Genomic DNA, 17,811 nt, shown 5'->3' with positions numbered 1-17,811 from the left:
TCCTAAGGAGGGGAATAGTAGTACTGCATAAACATACAGTATGTCATCCTGACGACAGGAAGGATCCCACACGTGACTCATAGGATGAGATCCTTCGTTACACTCAGGATGACATACTGAGCGTGGTATACGGTGTGGATATACGTTGTAGGGCGTATGTGATACGCCCCTACCGTTGTGTGCCGAATGGACGTTATGTACGTACCTTATGCCTGAAGGGCAAACATTCCTAATTCGTAATTTTTAATTCGTAATTCCCCTAAGGGCAGCCATTTTTAATTCACAAAAAGGACTGTTACGACATTGTCATAACAGCCCTTTTGTATATTTTAACTGAAGATTATTTAGCTAATAATTCTTCTACTTTTTTACTTAGCTCCTCACCTCTTAAGTTCATAGCAAGGATAGTTCCGTTACCATCTACAAGGTAGTTAGCAGGGATCCCTTCGATACCATAATCTGCAACGATAGGATCTTCCCAGAACTTTAAGTTAGACACTTGAGTCCAAGTTAATTTATCTGTTGCAATCGCTTTCTTCCATGCAGCATCTTCTTTATCGATAGAGTATCCGATAATATCAAACCCTTTTGCATGGTAAGCTTCATACGCTTTTACAACATTAGGATTCTCTTGACGACAAGGTCCACACCATGCTGCCCAAACATCTACTAACACTAACTTCTTTCCTTGTAAGAAAGAAGATAGAGTTAATTCTTTTCCTTCTGGTGTAAGTGCTTTAAACTCTGGTAATTTTTCTCCTACTGATAATCCTTTTACTCCTTCACCCTCATCTAATATTTGGCTTAAACGCTCAGCAACTCTCTTACCTATCTTAGATTCTTTTAATCCTTTAGAATATTTATCGTACTCTGCTTTAAATTCTGCTGGTGTTTTTTCTCCTGCAGGAATCATTTGATTTAGTAAAAACATTCCGAAAGCATTTCCCTCATTCTCTTTAGCGTATTTGTCTAAAATAGTTTTAGGAGCTACTAGTAATTCTTCGTACTGCGTTTGTAATTTTTTAAACTCTTCAGAGTCTGTCTGACCATTCTGAGCCATCATCATCATTTGCATTCCATTCTCATCAGAGAACTTCATAATCTTCTCTGCGTAAGGATTGATTTCATTTTGAAACTTCTGAAGCTTCTCATTGTTCTCAGTTCCACCAACAACAGTCTTCTCTGGTGTTTCTTTATCGATCTTGATTGTAATCGTTCCTGGTTCGCCTAAGAAAAAGGCATTAAACCCTTGCTCTCCTTCACTTTTAATACTTAAAAAAGCTTCGTCTAACTCTGTAAACTTATGTTCGATAGATACCTTCCCACCTACGATAGTTCCTTTAGCTACCTCTGTAGGCACATCTTTACCTACCTCTACAGCTAATATTTCTACTTCAGTATTATCAGGGAAGTTACTAGCAGTCACTTCAATAACACTTTTTTTCTCACACGATGCAAATACTAATGCGGCGATAAGAAAAACTCCTAATTTTTTCATTTAAATATGTTTTTTATTTTAATCCTTAAAAATAGACATTATTTTAAACGAACACCCTTATTTTTACATACTTTTTAAAATGATTAACTAAATACTACTATGCTTACCCTATAAATGCCTTATACAGTTCTATAATTGTAATAAAAAAAGCTAGCATGAACATACTCATGATAGCTTTATATTTTTCTAATTACTTAGCTAAGATTTCTTCTATCTTCTTACTAAGTTCTTCTCCTCTAAAGTTCATTGCTAGAATAGTACCATTCCCATCTATTAAGTAACTTGCAGGAATTCCCTCTATTCCATAAATCGGCACAATAGGATCATCCCAATACATCAAATTAGAAACCTGAGTCCAAGTTAACTTATCCACTTGAATTGCTTTTTTCCAAGCTACCTCTTCTTTATCTAATGAATATCCTATAATATCAAAACCTCTATCGTGATAAGCTTCATAAGCTTTCACTAAATTAGGATTTTCTTGACGACATGGCCCACACCACGAAGCCCATAGATCTACTAATACTAACTTTTTATCTTTTAAGAAATCAGTTAAGGTTAATTCTTCGCCTTCTGGTGTCAGTCCCTTAAAGTCAGGTAACTTACCCCCAATAGCTAAGTCCCCTTCTGCTCCTGTTAATAGCGACTGCACCTTCTTACCTAATTTTGTCTTTTTTAACTGTGCAGGGTATTTACTAAACTCTTCTTTTAATGCTTCTAACGATTTTTCTTTCGAACCTATCTTTTGAGAAATCATTAATAGCCCTAAAGCAGTTCTATTGTTCTCTATCTCAAATTTATCTACTAATCTAGAAGTCTCTTCTGTCAATACATTATATTGTTGTTTCAGTTTTTCTATGACTGCGGGATCGTTATCACCAGATGCATTATTAAGTACCGCCCCATTCTCAGTTAGAAACTGTGTCAGTTTATCAGAATAAGGCTTCATCTCATTTAAGAACTGTTGTAACTTTATATTATTCTCAGTTCCACCAATGATAGGGCGATCAGGGTGATGTTGGTCATATTCAATGGTAATTTTACCAGGTTCTCCCATAAAGAAAATGCTATGCCCTACCTGTCCCTCCTCTTGGATAGAAAGAAAAGCTTCATCTATTTCTGTAAACGGATTCTTAAGGCTCACCTTACCATCCACAATAACTCCTTCTGCTACCGCAAACGGCGTATCTTGACCAATCTCTTTAGACAGTATTTCTACTTTTGCATTATCTGGAATATTCTTCGTCGTAATTTCAATTACATTTTTATCTTGGCACGATACAAATACCAATGCGCCAAAAAGCAATATACTTAACTTCTTCATTTGGATATTTTTTATTTACAGGTTAAAAATAGATATTATAAAGGAGTAATCCCCATACTTTTGTTGACTTTTAATCACAATTAACCTTTCGTATCAGTATATTAACAAATTTGGCTAAAAACTTGTATTATTCTGCCAAATACTTGAATTACAATACAACTATTCCCCTGCATCCTTATCTATATATCCTACAAAACTCCATTAGGTACAAAAAAAACTGCTATAACCTAAAGTCATAGCAGTTCTAAAATATATTAATGTGTAAATTACTTTACTAATAATTCTTTTACTTTTTCTCCTAATTCATTTCCTCTCAAATCCATTGCTACAATAACACCATTACCATCAATTAAGTAATTCGCAGGAATCCCTTGTATACCATAATCTGCAACAATCGGGTCTTTCCAGAACTGTAGATTAGAAACTTGTGCCCAAGTTAGCTTATCTGCTGCAATAGCCTTAACCCAAGCTACCTTATCCTTATCTAAAGAATATCCTATAATGTCAAAACCAAGCTTATGATAGTCTTCATACGTTTTGACAACATTTGGGTTCTCTTGACGACAAGGACCACACCATGAAGCCCAGACATCTACCAGTACTAGTTTCTTCCCTTCTAAAAAAGAGGATAGCGTTAATTCTTTATCCTCAGGAGTAAATCCTTTAAACTCTGGTAATTTATCCCCTATTTTAAATGTAATAACCTCTTTCCCTTCATTTTCTACTAAATCATTGATACGTGCTTCTACTCGCTTACCGAATTTAGATGTTCTCAATGCTTCTGGATATTTGTCAAAATCAGCTTTATACTCCACTAATGATTTCTCTTGCATATTCATCACTTCTACAAACATGATCAATCCAAATACGTTATCTCTATTTGCTGCTTCATACTTCTTGATTGTTGAATCGAACTCATTTGCAAAACCGGAGTACTCTTCTTTTAACTTTTTAAGTTCTTCTTGACCATCATCACTTGTTGTTGAATCAGCTAATTCTTGCATTCTTGCCATATTCTTTTCGACGAAAACATTCAGCTTTTCTGATATAGGGCGCGTATCTTCCATAAACTGCTGTACTTTCTTATTATTAGCCGTTCCTTCAACAGTACTTTTATCAGGATTATCCTTATCGAATCGAATGGTAATTGCTCCTGGTTCACCAATAAAAAGAACGATATGATTCACATCTTCTGACTCTTTTATCGAAAGATAAGCCCATTCTCCCTCTGTAAATGGATTATCTAATACTACCTTACCTCCTACTATATCTCCAGTAGCTACAACTTCTGGTTCATTAAAATCTAAGCTTCTTATATAGACTTCTACTTTAGTGTTATCTGGTAGATTCTCTGTTATTATCTCAATTGTATTCTTCTTCTGGCAAGAGACCATCAATAAAACCAACGCGAACAAAACACTTAACTTCTTCATAATTAATTTTTTAATTAAAACTAAAGTAATAATTATTATATTATATCTACTAATTATAATTTGATTATTATTAGTCTTCTTTGTTTTTTAAAAGTTACTCTTACTTCTCAATCCATTTTTTGAAATCATTTACCTTCTCTCTACTCACGATTAACTCTTCTGATTCTAGATTAATAAGATTTAGCTTTAACCTAGAATTAGAATAGGCATAGATATCTTTAATACTGTTAATAGATACAATAAACTTCCTATTCATTCTAAAGAAATCTGTTGGGTCTACCATCTTTTCTAATTCCTCAAGGCTATAATCGATAATATAATTACGTCCTTCTGTAGTCTGTACATAAGAGGCTTTATTCTCACTATAGAAACAGACAACCTCAGAGCGCATCACTATTTTTATCTGTGTTCCAACTTTTACAACAAAGCGCTCTTTATACTCCATTGTATTACTAGAATTCATAAATTGCTTAAAGAGATCTAACTGTTGATTAAACCCAAAGAACACAGATCGATTATTCTCAAACTTCTCTATGGCTTGTTTTAATTCTTTCTCTTCAATCGGTTTAAGTAAATAATCTATACTATTCAACTTAAATGCCCTTAAAGCATACTCATCATAGGCTGTTGTAAAAATAATAGAACTATTAATCTTTACTTGTTCGAATATCTCGAAAGACAGACCATCAGACAACTGAATATCTAAAAAGATGAGGTCTGGCTCTTTATTAGAACCAAACCACAGTACTGCCTCCTCGACACTAGAAAGGTTTATCATAGAACTATAACCTAACTTATCTAACTTCCTCTCTAGCGAGCGAGCTGCAGGCTTTTCATCTTCAATAATAACTATACTAATCATGATGATTTAATCTTACTTGGTATTGATATGTTTTTTTTAATCTCTCGAATTCTCTCTTTTCCAATCTCTCTTGCAACTTAGATAAAACAGGTATCTTATCTATGTATAGGATAATAACTCTTACCAATGCGCATAGAATTAATAGAGAAAAAAGTAAATATGCATTCATTGGGTTATCATTCCCTACTTGTATTCGTACACGTCTAAAATGATAATAATTAGCAAAGAATACAAAGGCAATAATTGCCATATAAACAATAATCTCTATTCCAATACAAACTAAACTGTTATAACGCTTTCTCTGAAGTCTTTGATAGCTCCTTAAAGCTTCTGGTGATATGGTTGACTCTTTCATATACTGTTAGTTCCATTTTTGTGTACCTCCGTTGTTATGCTTATCCATATACTCTCTAATCTTCTTATCCTCCCAATCTCTGCCTAAAAACAGACTGTAATTAAATGTTCTCATCGCATCAGCAGCTAAGCCTATTCCCCATCCAAATAAAGGAATCAATGCCCATGGGAAAGTTGGATTAGTAATCATATTGATCACCATTAAAAAAATATTGACCATGATGAATGTAGTTAAATGAGCATAAAACTTCTTTATTTTTTCTACATTTTTCTTAGCTTCTACTAAGATTTCTTGTTCGTTCTCAGGTACATCTATGATTCTCATCTGTTCTATAATTTTAGTTAGTATTGGTATTCTTACTGTAAAATATTCTTCTGACTCTTCTATAAATACTGGTTTAGAAGTTAGTAGCGCATATCTACTGGCTATATTTTCTAACCCGATTCCTTTTCTACTTTCGAAAGTCTGTTTTTTATTCAATGTATTTTGAATTATTAAATACCCATCAGGACTTTCTTTGATTAGAATATGTATTGGCTTTTGTGAAGAAGATTTATTGTGTTTAATCACGTTTTCTAATAACAACTGTAAAGACAACGGAACTACTTTAGCACCTTCTTGTTTTACCCTTTCAGGCAATTCAAATATTAGACTATCTTCAAATCGCATCTGTAACAGCTCAATATAAGTCTTCGCAAAGGCTAGCTCTTCTTCTAGAGGAACTAATTCTTTATTCTTCTGATCTAAGATATAGCGATAAGTCTTAGATAGGGAATGGTTAAACTCTACTGCTTTCTCCTGATCCTCTTCTATTAATGCCCCTAATACATTTAAACTATTAAACAAAAAGTGAGGGTCTAACTGGTTCTTAAGACTTTCAAATTGAGCAGATACATTACCTGTTATTACTTTCTGTTCTTCTAACTGTTGATCTTTTACTAAAGAAGAAAAGGTAATATGAAAATAGATCGCTAATAGAATAGAATAAAACACAGTGAAGTTTAAAACAGACCTAAAGCCCCCATTCATAAACACAGTAGCGATATGCCCTCCCTCTACAAAGAAACTATTAATCATCTTTAGAAGAATAGCGACACAGAGTATTACTGCAAAGTTAATAGCCGTAGTGATCGCTGTAGCCCATCCGATGTTTCGTTCATTCTCTCTTAGATACATATTCAGTCTACCAAAATAGCTCTTCTTTAAATAATAATTAACTCCCAGTACCGCCGAAACAAGTATACTGAAGTAGAATATAAATAAATAGATATCCAAGTAATGGAGATTAAGTACCCTTCTAAACATTAAAAATGTTATCAGTAATACAGCTCCTATCTTTACAATATTATTTTTTTGTCTCATCCTTTAAAACAAGATTAGTCTTTACATTTATTAACTGTTGTTTTTCTTGAAAAACAGTTCGTGAATTTTCTCCTTTGTTTATTCCAAACATAGATAAGAAGAATGTTATCAAAAATAAGGTAATGGCAATAATAATTTTCATATCTCTGGTGTTTTTTGTTGAAGCAAAGATGTAATAGAACTGTCAACGAAAAAAAAGAAGACTACCGAATTGTCAAGTTTAAGGGATGAACTGTAAAAAGCCTGGTTTTACAGTAAAAAACTGGCTCTCAACTAGGTGTAGCTATTTCGTTAAAATGTAGGTAAAAAGACTGGGTTTTATTCCTCAATAATGAATAATAAGTTTAAATTTGCGTTTCTAATCCACAAAAAAGTTATGGTTTATAAGTTCAGAGTAATCCTTGATACTGAGGAAGATATATTTAGAGACATTGCTATTTTAGAAGATGACTCATTAGAAGATTTACACAATGCTATCGTTAATGCTTTTGGTTTTGACGGAATGGAGGCAGCTTCTTTTTATGCGTGTGATGATCAATGGACTCAACTAGAAGAGGAAATTTCGTTGTTCGATATGGGAGACACTCCTGGAGAACACAAAACAATGAGCTCTACTACTATCGGTTCTATCTTAGATGAAGAAAACACAAAAATCATATATGTATATGACTTTTTAAATATGTGGACTTTCTTCGTTGAATTAGGAGCTATCGAAGAAGAAGAGCCTGGTGCAGCTTACCCAGAATTACTTTTCTCTCATGGTATCTTACCAGATAGTATGCCGGGCAAATCATTCACAGCTAACCCTGTATCGAATGAAGATATTTATGGAGAATTTGACGATGACTTCGATGACGAAGACTATGATATGTTCGACGGAGATGATAGTTTTGAAGACTTCGGATACGAAGACACTTGGAACTAATAACTATTAATTTCATTTTTTAATTTATAATTTAAGTGGTATACTACTGCTTAATATATTATTGCCATTATGATCAACTTATTTAATACGCACATTGAAACTCTATCTATCCATAGAGTTGGGAATAAGAGTAGAAATGAAGCTATCTTCTTATCTGCAGAACCTTATAATTTAAACGATGAAATAGCTCCTTTATTAAAAGAGTATTTCTTTAAACCGTTCCGCGAAAAAGAAGAAAGTTATTACCAATTCGCTCATGATGTTGATTTAGAATTCAACGAAATGTACAACTTTGCCAATGAGATTTTCAATGCTCCTTCAGCAGATAACGTACAAGAAGTTGCTAAAAAAATCACACGTCACCTATATGAGCAATCTAACCATCCACATATTAAGAATGGAGAAGTTTATGTTACTTACTTAACGAACTTATCTATTGATAATAATGTTGTAGATGCTATCGGTATCTTTAAGAGTGAACTTAAAACTGATTTCTTACAATTACAAGAAAAAGATTCTAATCTAGAAATGCTTCTTCTACAAGGAATCAACTTAAACAAATTAGATAAAGGATGTATTATCTTCAACTATAAAAAAGAAGAAGGATATAAAATCTTAACGATAGACAGTAATAAATATGATGCACGTTATTGGTTAGAGCATTTCTTAAATGTAGATATCTTCCAAGACGAAGCGTTTATGACAAAGAAATACCTTAAGTTCTGTCAAGATTTCGCTAAAGATGTAGTACTTCCTGCTGAAGATAAAAAAGAAGAGGTGATGTTTATGAACCGTTCTGTAAACTACTTTGCTAAAAATGACGAATTCGAAGAAACGAATTTCTTAAACGAAGTAATAGATAATCCTGATCTAGCTGCTGAGTTTAAAAACTACAAAGTAGACAAAGGAGAAAAATACAGTATAGAGGATACGACATCTTTCCCTATTGCAAATAATGCAGTGTCTGATGCTAGAAAGAAACTGAAGAATGTAATCAACCTTGATACTAACATCCAGATTAAACTTGATTTTATCAACCCTGATAGCGCTGATAAATTCGTAGAAAAAGGATGGGACGAGGAGAAACAAATGTATTACTACCTAGTTTACTTTAACAAAGAACAAAAATCTTAATTAAAGACATATCAAGCGATTCCACACTGATTTGGAATCGCTTTTTTTATACCTAATACCTTATAATATGAGAGAATTCAACTATATCTTAATATCAGAGAACACATTTAGCAGTGAGAATCCGTTAGATATTATCAACTCTAATATCTCTGTAGTAAATTATCTACGTAACTCAGAAGTAGGTGATGATGAATTACATCCTGATGCTTTCGCTAGTTACTGTGTAGATTATTATCTAAACATATTAGAGACAGAAGGACTAGCTGCTTTTATTTGGAAAAGTAAATGGGATCTAGACCTAGTAGAGATTATCCATGCTGGACTTACAGCTATGGAAGCTAAAGAACACTTAGATTACTTCGAAAAACAAATGCGCAGAGTAAAAGCATTTAGTAATATCAAACTAAAGAAATTCTTCGAATTAGATTTAGGCAAAGAAAAAGAAACGACTTCTCTACTAGAAGACAACTCGTTTAAAGAAATTACAGAAGATTTAAGAGCGCTTAACTCTTCATGGCTAAAAACACACCCTGATCTAAAAGTTGTAAGCTTAGAAGAAATGCAAAGCATTATTACAGACTTTCTAGACTCAGATTCAGAATAGTACGCATAAAAAAAGCTCCTCAATGTGAGGAGCTTTCTTTTTGTATTATTTACTGAATTCGAACTTTGAAATCTTAAGATCATTACCTTCTTGACTTAGGTAAATCTTCTCTGTAATTGTTTCTGGTTCATTTTCATATTTTACTTTGTACTCAAAATAGAAATCTTTAGTCTTCGCTTTTTTATCTCTATCAGTCATCTCCCATTTATCCATTGTAAAGCTATCTAACTTTCCAAATTTCTCTTTTTTAGCTTTTAAGTCTTCTACAAGTTTTGCTTTTTGGTCGCTATTGAAGAAGTCATCATCTACTAAGTTGGGGATAGAATCGTATAACCCTTGTTTAACGTTGTAATAATACCATCCTATAATCTTCTCACCAGCTTGTTGATCCCCCAATTCTCTACTTTTTTTTGCATTGGTACAAGACATAAAAACTAACGCTGCGAATAATAGTGTAAAAACTTTTCTCATAAGAAATACTTTTAATTAATTGTTAAATTCTAAAACTCTCCTGATCTTTTTATTTTACATAAATTTAATAAATAATAATGATTTACACAAATTACCTGCAAAGAATTAACTATTCTTGTTTTTTACCAAAATATGTATAAAACCAAGTTATAGTATATGTGGGTATAAAATCAAGTCCAGGAGACAGCTCTTCGATGAAGTTAACCACAGCTGCTACCTTACCTACTTTACCAGGATACATCTTAGCTAGAATGTAGGCTGACACTGGTGCCCACACCACATCAGCTATCTCTCCTATCCCAGGTATAGCATAGGATAAGTACCCTATAAGGTCCATAAATATCCCAATAAAAAGCTGTCTATATTTAATTTTATTATTCGTAATCATTTATATTATTTAAGCTTCGTATTGTACTTTGCTTTAAACTTGTCTAATTTAGGCTTTACCACTAACTGACAATAAGGGTTCTTATCTCCACTCTTCTCAAAATAATTCTTGTGATAATCCTCTGCCACATAGAATTTCGTCGCTTCTGATATTTTAGTTACGATAGGATCATCATATACTTTTTCACTACTCAAGATATCTAAATACTCTTTAGCGGCAGCTTTCTGAGCTTCTGTCGTGTAGAATATCTCACTTCTATACTGTGTCCCTACATCTTCTCCTTGTCTATTTAAAGTAGTTGGATTATGACTCGTAAAGAACACCTCTAATAATTCGTTATAATTAATCGCTGCGGGATTATACACTAGCTTCACTACCTCTGCATGGCCAGTTTCTCCTGTACACACTTCTTCATAGGTAGGGTTTTCTTTTTTTCCTCCGATATATCCTGGAAGCACCTCTTCTACCCCTTTTAAGCTTTTATAGATAGCTTCAATACACCAAAAACATCCTGCTCCGAATATTGCCGTTTCTAATTTATTATTTTCCATTGTTTTACTTTCTATTTTCTATTTGTTAATTGCTTTATCTAGTTAGTCATAAGTCATATTAGACTTATATACATCAGCAGTATAAAGATACTTTTTTATTTTAAAAATATATTACTCGTCTTTTAATCATTTTTAGGTTTTTAAAATAGGTAAAAAGCGTTACTTTGTATTTCTAAAATTAAGTAAATGATCAGAGCGACTAATATTCATAAATACTACGATAAACTTGAGGTTTTAAAAGGAGTAGATCTACATATAAAAAAAGGAGAGATTGTTTCTATTGTAGGAGCATCTGGAGCAGGTAAGACGACCTTACTTCAGATACTAGGAACATTAGACAAGCCTTCTATAGAAAGTCAAACCACTCTTTCTATAAATGGTCAAGATATTCTAGGTCTTAAAGACAAAGAAATATCTAAATTTAGAAACTTACACCTTGGCTTTATCTTTCAGTTTCACCAGTTACTACCTGAGTTTACGGCTTTAGAGAATGTGTGTATCCCAGCTTTTATTGCTAATAAAAACAAACAGGAGACAGAGAAGGAAGCTATTCGTTTATTAGAATACTTAGGACTATCTCACCGTATACATCACTTCCCATCTGAACTATCAGGAGGAGAACAACAACGTGTAGCTGTAGCTAGAGCCCTAATCAACAAACCTCTTGTTATCTTTGCTGATGAACCATCAGGTAACCTGGACACACACTCGGCAGAGAACTTACATAAGTTATTCTTTAAACTAAGAGATGAATTAGGGCAGACATTCGTCATTGTTACGCATAATGAAGAACTAGCGAATATGGCTGATCGCAAATTAACCATGGTAGATGGTCAAATTAAACAAAAACAAAACTTACATGACTAAAGCAGAACTTAAGGAGTTCCTTGATGAAAAGGTAATTCTTTATAACAACCCTACTTTTATTCAGGACGATCCTATACAAATCCCTCATCTATATACACTAAAAGAAGATATAGAAATAGCAGGGTTCTTAAGTGCTACTATTGCATGGGGAAATAGAAAGATGATTATTAAGAATGCACATCGCATGATGGAGCTCATGGGAAATTCTCCTTATGACTTCGTGATGGAGCATCATGATGACCACTTAGAGAGTTTAGACAGCTTTGTGCACAGAACTTTCAATGGTGTAGATTTTGCAACTTTTATAAAAGGGCTTAAACATATTTATAGCAACCACAATGGACTAGAAAATGTCTTTGCAAATCAACAAATGAATATGCAAGAGAGAATTTCTAACTTCAAAAAACTATTCTTCGAGATAGAACATCAGTCGCGTACACAGAAGCATATCTCTGACCCGCTCAAAGGATCTGCTGCGAAACGAATCAATATGTACCTGCGCTGGATGGTCAGGGATGATCATAAAGGAGTAGATCTAGGAATATGGAAACAAATCAGTACAGCTGATTTATCTTGTCCATTAGACGTACACTCTGGTAATATGGCTAGAAAGCTAGGTATCCTAAAGCGAAAACAAAATGACGCAAAGGCACTAGCTGAACTAGATGTGGCTTTGCGTCGTTTCGATCCTATAGACCCTGTCAAATATGACTTTGCCCTATTTGGACTAGGAGCAATTGAGAAGTTTTAATACTCTATGACTTGATAATCAAGTTTTACTTTATTGTAATAAAGTGCTTTTACGATACCATCTGACACCCCTATTTTAGGAACATAGATGTATTTAGCACCACTCCATTTCATGGCGTTATTATAGATGTTTATAGCAGGTATAATAACGTCAGCACGATCTGGGTTCAATCCTAACAAAGAGATTCTATCGTCATAAGACATCTTACTTAGTCGTAGTAATTGTTTGTGTAGATAGAAATAAGTAAGAGGCTTATCTTGTGTCTTACCAGACATTTTAAAGATCTTATTGATATTCCCACCACTACCGATGACGATTAAGTCTTTTAACTCCTTAGTCTCTTCCTTGATCCACTGCTCTATATCTGTCCATACCTGAGGCTCTACCATATTATTTAATAGACGTACAGTACCGTTTTTAAACGATCTTGAGTTCAATTGTTTACCATTAGAGAACAGCGTAAACTCTGTACTTCCACCTCCCACATCGATATACAGAATACTATTGCTACTATTGATAAAGTGCTTTAAATCTGAAGAAGCAATGATCATAGCCTCTTTTTTACCATCTATGATACTGATCTTTATTCCAGATTCTTTATACACTCTATCCACGATAGATGTAGCATTAGTAGCTTCTCGCATGGCACTAGTAGCACATGCCATAAATCGATCTACCTTATTTACCTTCATTAATAAAAAGAACGCCTTCATTGCGTCCACCATACGGTCTTCCGCCTCAGGAGATACCTTTCCTGTAGTGAAAACATCTTGTCCTAATCGAATAGGCACACGTATTAATGAACTCTTACTAAATATAGTCTCTCTTCCCTCCTCCTCGATGATATTCATAATCAACAGTCTCATGGCGTTAGAACCTATATCTATAGCAGCATACTTCTTTATTTTTAGCATATATAATTTCTTCTTTTACTTTAACTTATTTTGATAATACTTATACATTTCTTGCTGAGCATGAAACATATTTTCAGCTGTATACCCTCTATACTTATTAGACAAGTCTGCTGTCTGATATCTCGTCTTATAGTTTCCTTTCCACCCGATATCGAATGTATCGATCAACTCTTGTTTTACTAAATCATCATAGATAGGACAAGTCACCTCTACCCTTTCGTCTAAATTTCGAGTCATAAAGTCCGCTGAAGAGATGAACACTTCAGGATTGTCATTATTCCCAAAAATATAAACTCTAGAATGCTCTAAGAAACGGTCTACAATACTGATCGCTTCTATATTCTCACTCATACCAGGTACTCCAGGTATTAGCGAACAGATTCCTCTAATGATCAACTGTATCTTAACTCCTGCATTACTCGCTTCATATAGTTTATCAATCATCTTCAGATCTGATAAGCTATTCATCTTTAATCGAATATAAGCAGGCAATCCATTCTTAGCATTCTTAATCTCTCTTTCTATCAGCTTATAAAACCCTTTACGCGTATAATGTGGAGACACTAATAAATGCTTATAACGATGTACGCGATAGTTCACTTGAAGAAACTCAAATACCTTAGACACATCCTTCATTAGCGAATTATGACTAGTAAACACCGTTACATCAGTATATACTTTAGCCGTACTCTCATTAAAGTTACCTGTCGAAATAAACCCGTAACGTTTTACCTTTTTATTTTCCAGACGTTCTACTACACAGATTTTACTGTGTACTTTCAGTCCTTTAACTCCGAAGATTAGTTGAACTCCTTCAGCCTGCATTAATTCAGAGTAATAAATATTACTCGCTTCATCGAAACGCGCCTGTAATTCCACTTGAGCGATCACCTTCTTACCATTCTTTACAGCATTGATAAGTGAGCTAATAATCTGCGAATTTTTAGCTAGTCGATACAGTGTTATCTTAATAGACAATACTTGTGGATCTAAAGCCGCTTCACGCAAGAACTTTACTAGATATGAATAAGACTGATAAGGAGTATAGATCATATAATCACGCTTCTGTATCTGCTGAATAATACTATCCTCAAGGCTCAGCCCCTTCACAGCTACTGGTATCTGTTTTGGATAGGTAAGATCCACTCTCCCCGTAGTTGGGAATCCCATATAATCACGTCTATTATGGTATCTTCCAGAAGGAATAATACTGTCGTTAAGCTCGATCTCTACGTTCTCTAATAAGAAATCTAACAGCTCATCATCCATCTCCTGATCGTAAACGAAACGCACAATAGCCCCTTGTTTTCTATCGCGTACTCCACTAGAAATCTTCTCAACAAAAGATTTGTGTAAATCTGTATCGAAGTCTAGCTCAGCATCACGTGTTACTTTAATCATATAAGCAGATTCTGCTTTTAGATCAAAGATATTAAAGATAGAATCTAGGTTATATCTAATGATATCGTCTAACATCATGATATATTTCTTCCCTGGATCCTCAGAAGGAACTTCTACGAATCGATTAATAATATTCGGAATCTCGATAATAGCATAGCGAACAGAGCTATTATCACGTCTTTGTTTATTAGTGCAGTGCTTCTCTACCAGCTTTTCGTCTACTTCTAACTTCACAACTAAATACCCATGCGTATCCCTTAGAAGAGGGAACTCAGCCAAATCACTTAGGATAATAGTCACTAAGTCAGGAGATACCTGATGTAAGAAAAAGTCTTTGACAAAGGCTTGTTGTTTCTCACTGATCTCTTTCTCATTGACCATAAAGATTCCTTCATCTTCTAGTTTGCGCTCTACCTCATGTAAGATACGTACACTTTCTTTTTGAAGTTGAATAACTCTCTCTGTAATTTGAGCCAATAGATCTTTGACGATAACTCCACTTCCCAGTCTTCGATTACTCTCCCCTGTCAGTGTCATTCTACGTATAGTAGCATAACGAACTCTGAAAAACTCATCCAAATTATTTGAGAATATACCGATGAATCTCAGCCTTTCTAACAAAGGGACTGTTTCATCACCTGCTTCTTGAAGTACTCTCTCATTAAATGACAACCAGCTTTTCTCGCGGTCGATATACTTGTATTTTGTTGTGTTATTATTATTCATTATTTCTTTAAGTCTCTTGGGAAAATAGTTAATTCAGTTGTCCCCTTTTCTATATCCCCCCAATCATTCGTATCAAAGTTAATGATTACAACGCCTGATGTGGGTACATTTTCATAGGTTTCGCTACCAAATTTATTAACAAATTTTGTTATTGCCTCATTATGCCCAAAAAGAATTAGAGTGTCATGCTCATTTTTACACTTTTTTATCGCTTTTGTTAATCCTGACCGTTCAAAAGTGTATACTTCTGGATTTAGAATGATACAATCTAAGTTAATCTCCATATTCTGACAGAATATTTTAGCGGTCTCACTAGCTCTTTTTGCAGGGCTACTCCATACAATAACTTTAGCAGGTAAATGTCCCATTAAAGTATGCGAAACTAAGTGAGCGTCATTAACTCCTCTGGTCGATATTGGGCGTGACAAATCATCGGTTATAGCATTCCAGCATGATTTTGCATGTCTAATAAGGATTAGTTTTTTCATAATAGTTTTATTTACGGGTGGTTTATTGTATTTTTTTAATTTATGCATCACAATCCTTGCCAAGAATTATATAAACATATCTAAATCTAATAAAAAATATCAATATAAAATATATTTTAAGCTATAAAATAAAAACTTTACTTTTGAGCTATTAATTATAAAATAGAATAATGAGAAATTTCTCTATAGAATTTAAATGGGCTTCTTATGCTACTTTAGCAGCTTTAGTTTGGATGTTTATTGTCAAATCTCTTGGATTTCACGACTTAGAAAAGATTAGATATGAGGTCGGCTTTGAACTACTTTTTAATCTAGTATTGATTATCTTTTATTGGTTGGGGATGAGACAGAAGAAACGCGAATTCTATAACGGTGTTGTTTCTTGGCAACGTGCTTTCTTATCAGGATTAGTAATCTGTATTATGATTACATTCTTCTTCCCGATTATACAGTACATTACGTTTAACCAAGTTAGTCCTAACTTTATGGCTACCTTACAGGAGGCACTAGCGACACAGACTAGCATGTCTTTAGAAGAAGCAACTAAGAATGCTACTTTCGATATTTTCTTAAGAAATGGTGTAACAAATAATCTGTCTTTTGGAGTTGTATTTATCGCGATTATTTCGTACTTTATACAGTCTAAAAACATAGCAGAACCTGTGGTAACAGAGAATAGAAATAATAAACAAAAGAAGAACAACAAACAAAAAAATAATAAATAATCGAATTTTATGAATTTAAATAATATCCCCCTAATTAAGAACCTTGAGGCTGATAACTTCTTTTTATTAGCTGGGCCTTGTGCTATCGAAGGTGAAGAAATGGCTATGCGTATCGCAGAGCACATCGTAACAGTGACTGACAAACTAAAGATTCCTTATGTATTTAAAGGTTCTTTTAAAAAAGCAAACAGATCTCGTATAGATAGCTTCACAGGTATAGGTGATGAGAAAGCGCTTAAAATCTTACAAAAAGTAGGAAAAGAGTTTGGCGTACCTACTGTAACAGATATTCATGAGAACTCTGACGCTGCTATGGCTGCTGAGTACGTAGACATCTTACAGATCCCTGCTTTCTTAGTAAGACAGACAGATCTAGTAGTAGCTGCTGCGAACACAGGTAAGGTGGTAAACCTGAAGAAAGGACAGTTTATGAGCCCTGAGAGTATGAAGCACGCTGTACAGAAAGTATTAGACTGTAATAACGAAAGCGTAATGGTGACAGATAGAGGTACGATGTTCGGATACCAGGATATGATCGTAGATTATAGAGGAATCCCTACTATGCAACAGTATGCTACTACAGTATTAGACATCACACACTCGCTACAACAGCCAAACCAATCTTCTGGAGTGACAGGAGGACGTCCTGACCTAATCGGAACTATTGCTAAAGCAGGTATCGCTGTAGGTGTAGATGGACTATTCTTAGAGACACACTTCGATCCAGCAAATGCAAAAAGTGATGGAGCGAACATGCTACACTTAGACTACTTTGAAGATTTAATGAAAAAATTAGTTGATATTAGACAAACAATCAATAAATTTTAAAAAATATTTTTAACACTACTTTTTTTATAACCAATCAGTTAGATAATTTCGGTAAAAAAAAGAAGAAAAAAAAGCCTTGCAAGTCTTGCAGATTAAGAAAACAGCCCTATATTTGCACCGTTCTAAACAAACAAGATAAGCAACAGCTTAGGGGAGATACTCAAGCGGCCAACGAGGACGGACTGTAAATCCGTTGGGAAACCT

General features: G+C 34.0%; 20 protein-coding genes. 7 read left to right on the top strand and 13 right to left on the bottom strand.

What is annotated here, in order from left to right; translation table 11 throughout:
* Nucleotides 1-340 precede the first annotated feature (340 nt).
* The 7 genes from AABL87_RS16920 to AABL87_RS16890 form a co-directional block, all read right to left on the bottom strand.
* A complete protein-coding gene (locus AABL87_RS16920) occupies nt 341-1,498 on the bottom strand; it encodes a TlpA disulfide reductase family protein (protein ID WP_341277646.1) in 1,158 nt (385 codons plus the stop codon).
* Between the two features lie 190 nt (nt 1,499-1,688).
* Entirely contained in the window at nt 1,689-2,822 is a 1,134-nt protein-coding gene (locus AABL87_RS16915) for a TlpA family protein disulfide reductase (protein WP_039329674.1), read from the bottom strand.
* Between the two features lie 266 nt (nt 2,823-3,088).
* On the bottom strand, nt 3,089-4,255 hold the full coding sequence (locus tag AABL87_RS16910) for a TlpA disulfide reductase family protein (RefSeq protein ID WP_039329676.1): 1,167 nt from the start codon (nt 4,253-4,255) through the stop codon (nt 3,089-3,091).
* Nucleotides 4,256-4,355: 100 nt separating this feature from the next.
* On the bottom strand, nt 4,356-5,117 hold the full coding sequence (locus tag AABL87_RS16905) for a LytR/AlgR family response regulator transcription factor (RefSeq protein WP_341277645.1): 762 nt from the start codon (nt 5,115-5,117) through the stop codon (nt 4,356-4,358).
* Nucleotides 5,110-5,472 (bottom strand): hypothetical protein, encoded by a 363-nt coding sequence (locus tag AABL87_RS16900; protein WP_341277644.1) that lies wholly within the window; start codon nt 5,470-5,472, stop codon nt 5,110-5,112. The genes AABL87_RS16905 and AABL87_RS16900 overlap by 8 nt, the downstream gene beginning before the upstream one ends.
* 6 nt (nt 5,473-5,478) lie before the next feature.
* Nucleotides 5,479-6,834: a 2TM domain-containing protein gene (locus AABL87_RS16895; RefSeq protein ID WP_341277643.1), complete on the bottom strand. Its 1,356-nt coding sequence runs from the start codon at nt 6,832-6,834 to the stop codon at nt 5,479-5,481.
* Nucleotides 6,818-6,976 (bottom strand): hypothetical protein, encoded by a 159-nt coding sequence (locus AABL87_RS16890; RefSeq protein WP_006263711.1) that lies wholly within the window; start codon nt 6,974-6,976, stop codon nt 6,818-6,820. Before AABL87_RS16890 ends, AABL87_RS16895 begins: the two co-directional genes overlap by 17 nt.
* Nucleotides 6,977-7,210: 234 nt before the next feature.
* On the opposite strand from AABL87_RS16890, the gene AABL87_RS16885 reads away from it, so the two are divergent.
* The 3 genes from AABL87_RS16885 to AABL87_RS16875 all read left to right on the top strand — a co-directional run bounded on the left by AABL87_RS16885 (nt 7,211) and on the right by AABL87_RS16875 (nt 9,497).
* A complete protein-coding gene (locus AABL87_RS16885; RefSeq protein WP_006263712.1) occupies nt 7,211-7,759 on the top strand; it encodes an IS1096 element passenger TnpR family protein in 549 nt (182 codons plus the stop codon).
* Nucleotides 7,760-7,828: 69 nt separating this feature from the next.
* On the top strand, nt 7,829-8,893 hold the full coding sequence (locus tag AABL87_RS16880) for a nucleoid-associated protein (RefSeq protein ID WP_006261352.1): 1,065 nt from the start codon (nt 7,829-7,831) through the stop codon (nt 8,891-8,893).
* A gap of 67 nt (nt 8,894-8,960) precedes the next feature.
* The gene (locus AABL87_RS16875) at nt 8,961-9,497 is read left to right on the top strand and encodes a DMP19 family protein (RefSeq protein WP_006263713.1); all 537 of its coding nucleotides are present in this window, start codon (nt 8,961-8,963) and stop codon (nt 9,495-9,497) included.
* A gap of 45 nt (nt 9,498-9,542) precedes the next feature.
* Here the strand turns inward: AABL87_RS16875 and AABL87_RS16870 are convergent, their stop codons facing one another.
* From AABL87_RS16870 to msrA, 3 genes are all read right to left on the bottom strand, one after another.
* Nucleotides 9,543-9,968, bottom strand: a complete 426-nt coding sequence (locus AABL87_RS16870) for a hypothetical protein (protein WP_006263714.1) — start codon at nt 9,966-9,968, stop codon at nt 9,543-9,545.
* Between the two features lie 109 nt (nt 9,969-10,077).
* Nucleotides 10,078-10,356, bottom strand: a complete 279-nt coding sequence (locus AABL87_RS16865) for a hypothetical protein (protein WP_039329679.1) — start codon at nt 10,354-10,356, stop codon at nt 10,078-10,080.
* 5 nt (nt 10,357-10,361) lie between these two features.
* On the bottom strand, nt 10,362-10,907 hold the full coding sequence (gene msrA / locus AABL87_RS16860; protein WP_006263715.1) for a peptide-methionine (S)-S-oxide reductase MsrA: 546 nt from the start codon (nt 10,905-10,907) through the stop codon (nt 10,362-10,364).
* A 186-nt stretch (nt 10,908-11,093) separates the two neighbouring features.
* Between msrA and AABL87_RS16855 the strand changes: the two genes are divergently transcribed.
* Nucleotides 11,094-11,774: an ABC transporter ATP-binding protein gene (locus AABL87_RS16855; RefSeq protein ID WP_006260029.1), complete on the top strand. Its 681-nt coding sequence runs from the start codon at nt 11,094-11,096 to the stop codon at nt 11,772-11,774.
* Nucleotides 11,767-12,525 (top strand): TIGR02757 family protein, encoded by a 759-nt coding sequence (locus tag AABL87_RS16850; RefSeq protein WP_006261357.1) that lies wholly within the window; start codon nt 11,767-11,769, stop codon nt 12,523-12,525. Before AABL87_RS16855 ends, AABL87_RS16850 begins: the two co-directional genes overlap by 8 nt.
* Here the strand turns inward: AABL87_RS16850 and AABL87_RS16845 are convergent.
* From AABL87_RS16845 to AABL87_RS16835, 3 genes are read right to left on the bottom strand one after another with little or no spacing between them, the layout of a single operon-like run.
* Nucleotides 12,522-13,439, bottom strand: a complete 918-nt coding sequence (locus AABL87_RS16845; protein ID WP_341277642.1) for a Ppx/GppA phosphatase family protein — start codon at nt 13,437-13,439, stop codon at nt 12,522-12,524. The genes AABL87_RS16850 and AABL87_RS16845 overlap by 4 nt on opposite strands.
* Before the next feature lie 15 nt (nt 13,440-13,454).
* Nucleotides 13,455-15,566: a polyphosphate kinase 1 gene (ppk1, locus tag AABL87_RS16840; RefSeq protein ID WP_073144686.1), complete on the bottom strand. Its 2,112-nt coding sequence runs from the start codon at nt 15,564-15,566 to the stop codon at nt 13,455-13,457.
* A complete protein-coding gene (locus tag AABL87_RS16835) occupies nt 15,566-16,054 on the bottom strand; it encodes a SixA phosphatase family protein (protein WP_006263719.1) in 489 nt (162 codons plus the stop codon). The genes ppk1 and AABL87_RS16835 overlap by 1 nt, the downstream gene beginning before the upstream one ends.
* A gap of 170 nt (nt 16,055-16,224) precedes the next feature.
* Between AABL87_RS16835 and AABL87_RS16830 the strand changes: the two genes are divergently transcribed.
* Nucleotides 16,225-16,779, top strand: a complete 555-nt coding sequence (locus AABL87_RS16830) for a DUF4199 domain-containing protein (protein WP_341277641.1) — start codon at nt 16,225-16,227, stop codon at nt 16,777-16,779.
* Between the two features lie 9 nt (nt 16,780-16,788).
* Entirely contained in the window at nt 16,789-17,607 is an 819-nt protein-coding gene (gene kdsA, locus AABL87_RS16825) for a 3-deoxy-8-phosphooctulonate synthase (protein ID WP_006263721.1), read from the top strand.
* Nucleotides 17,608-17,811 lie beyond the last annotated feature (204 nt).

The sequence above is a fragment of the Myroides sp. C4067 genome (assembly GCF_038039665.1).
Taxonomy (GTDB): Bacteria; Bacteroidota; Bacteroidia; order Flavobacteriales; family Flavobacteriaceae; genus Flavobacterium; species Flavobacterium odoratimimum.
The sequence above is the reverse complement of the archived record's forward strand: the minus strand, read 5'-3'. Positions and strand labels throughout refer to the sequence as shown.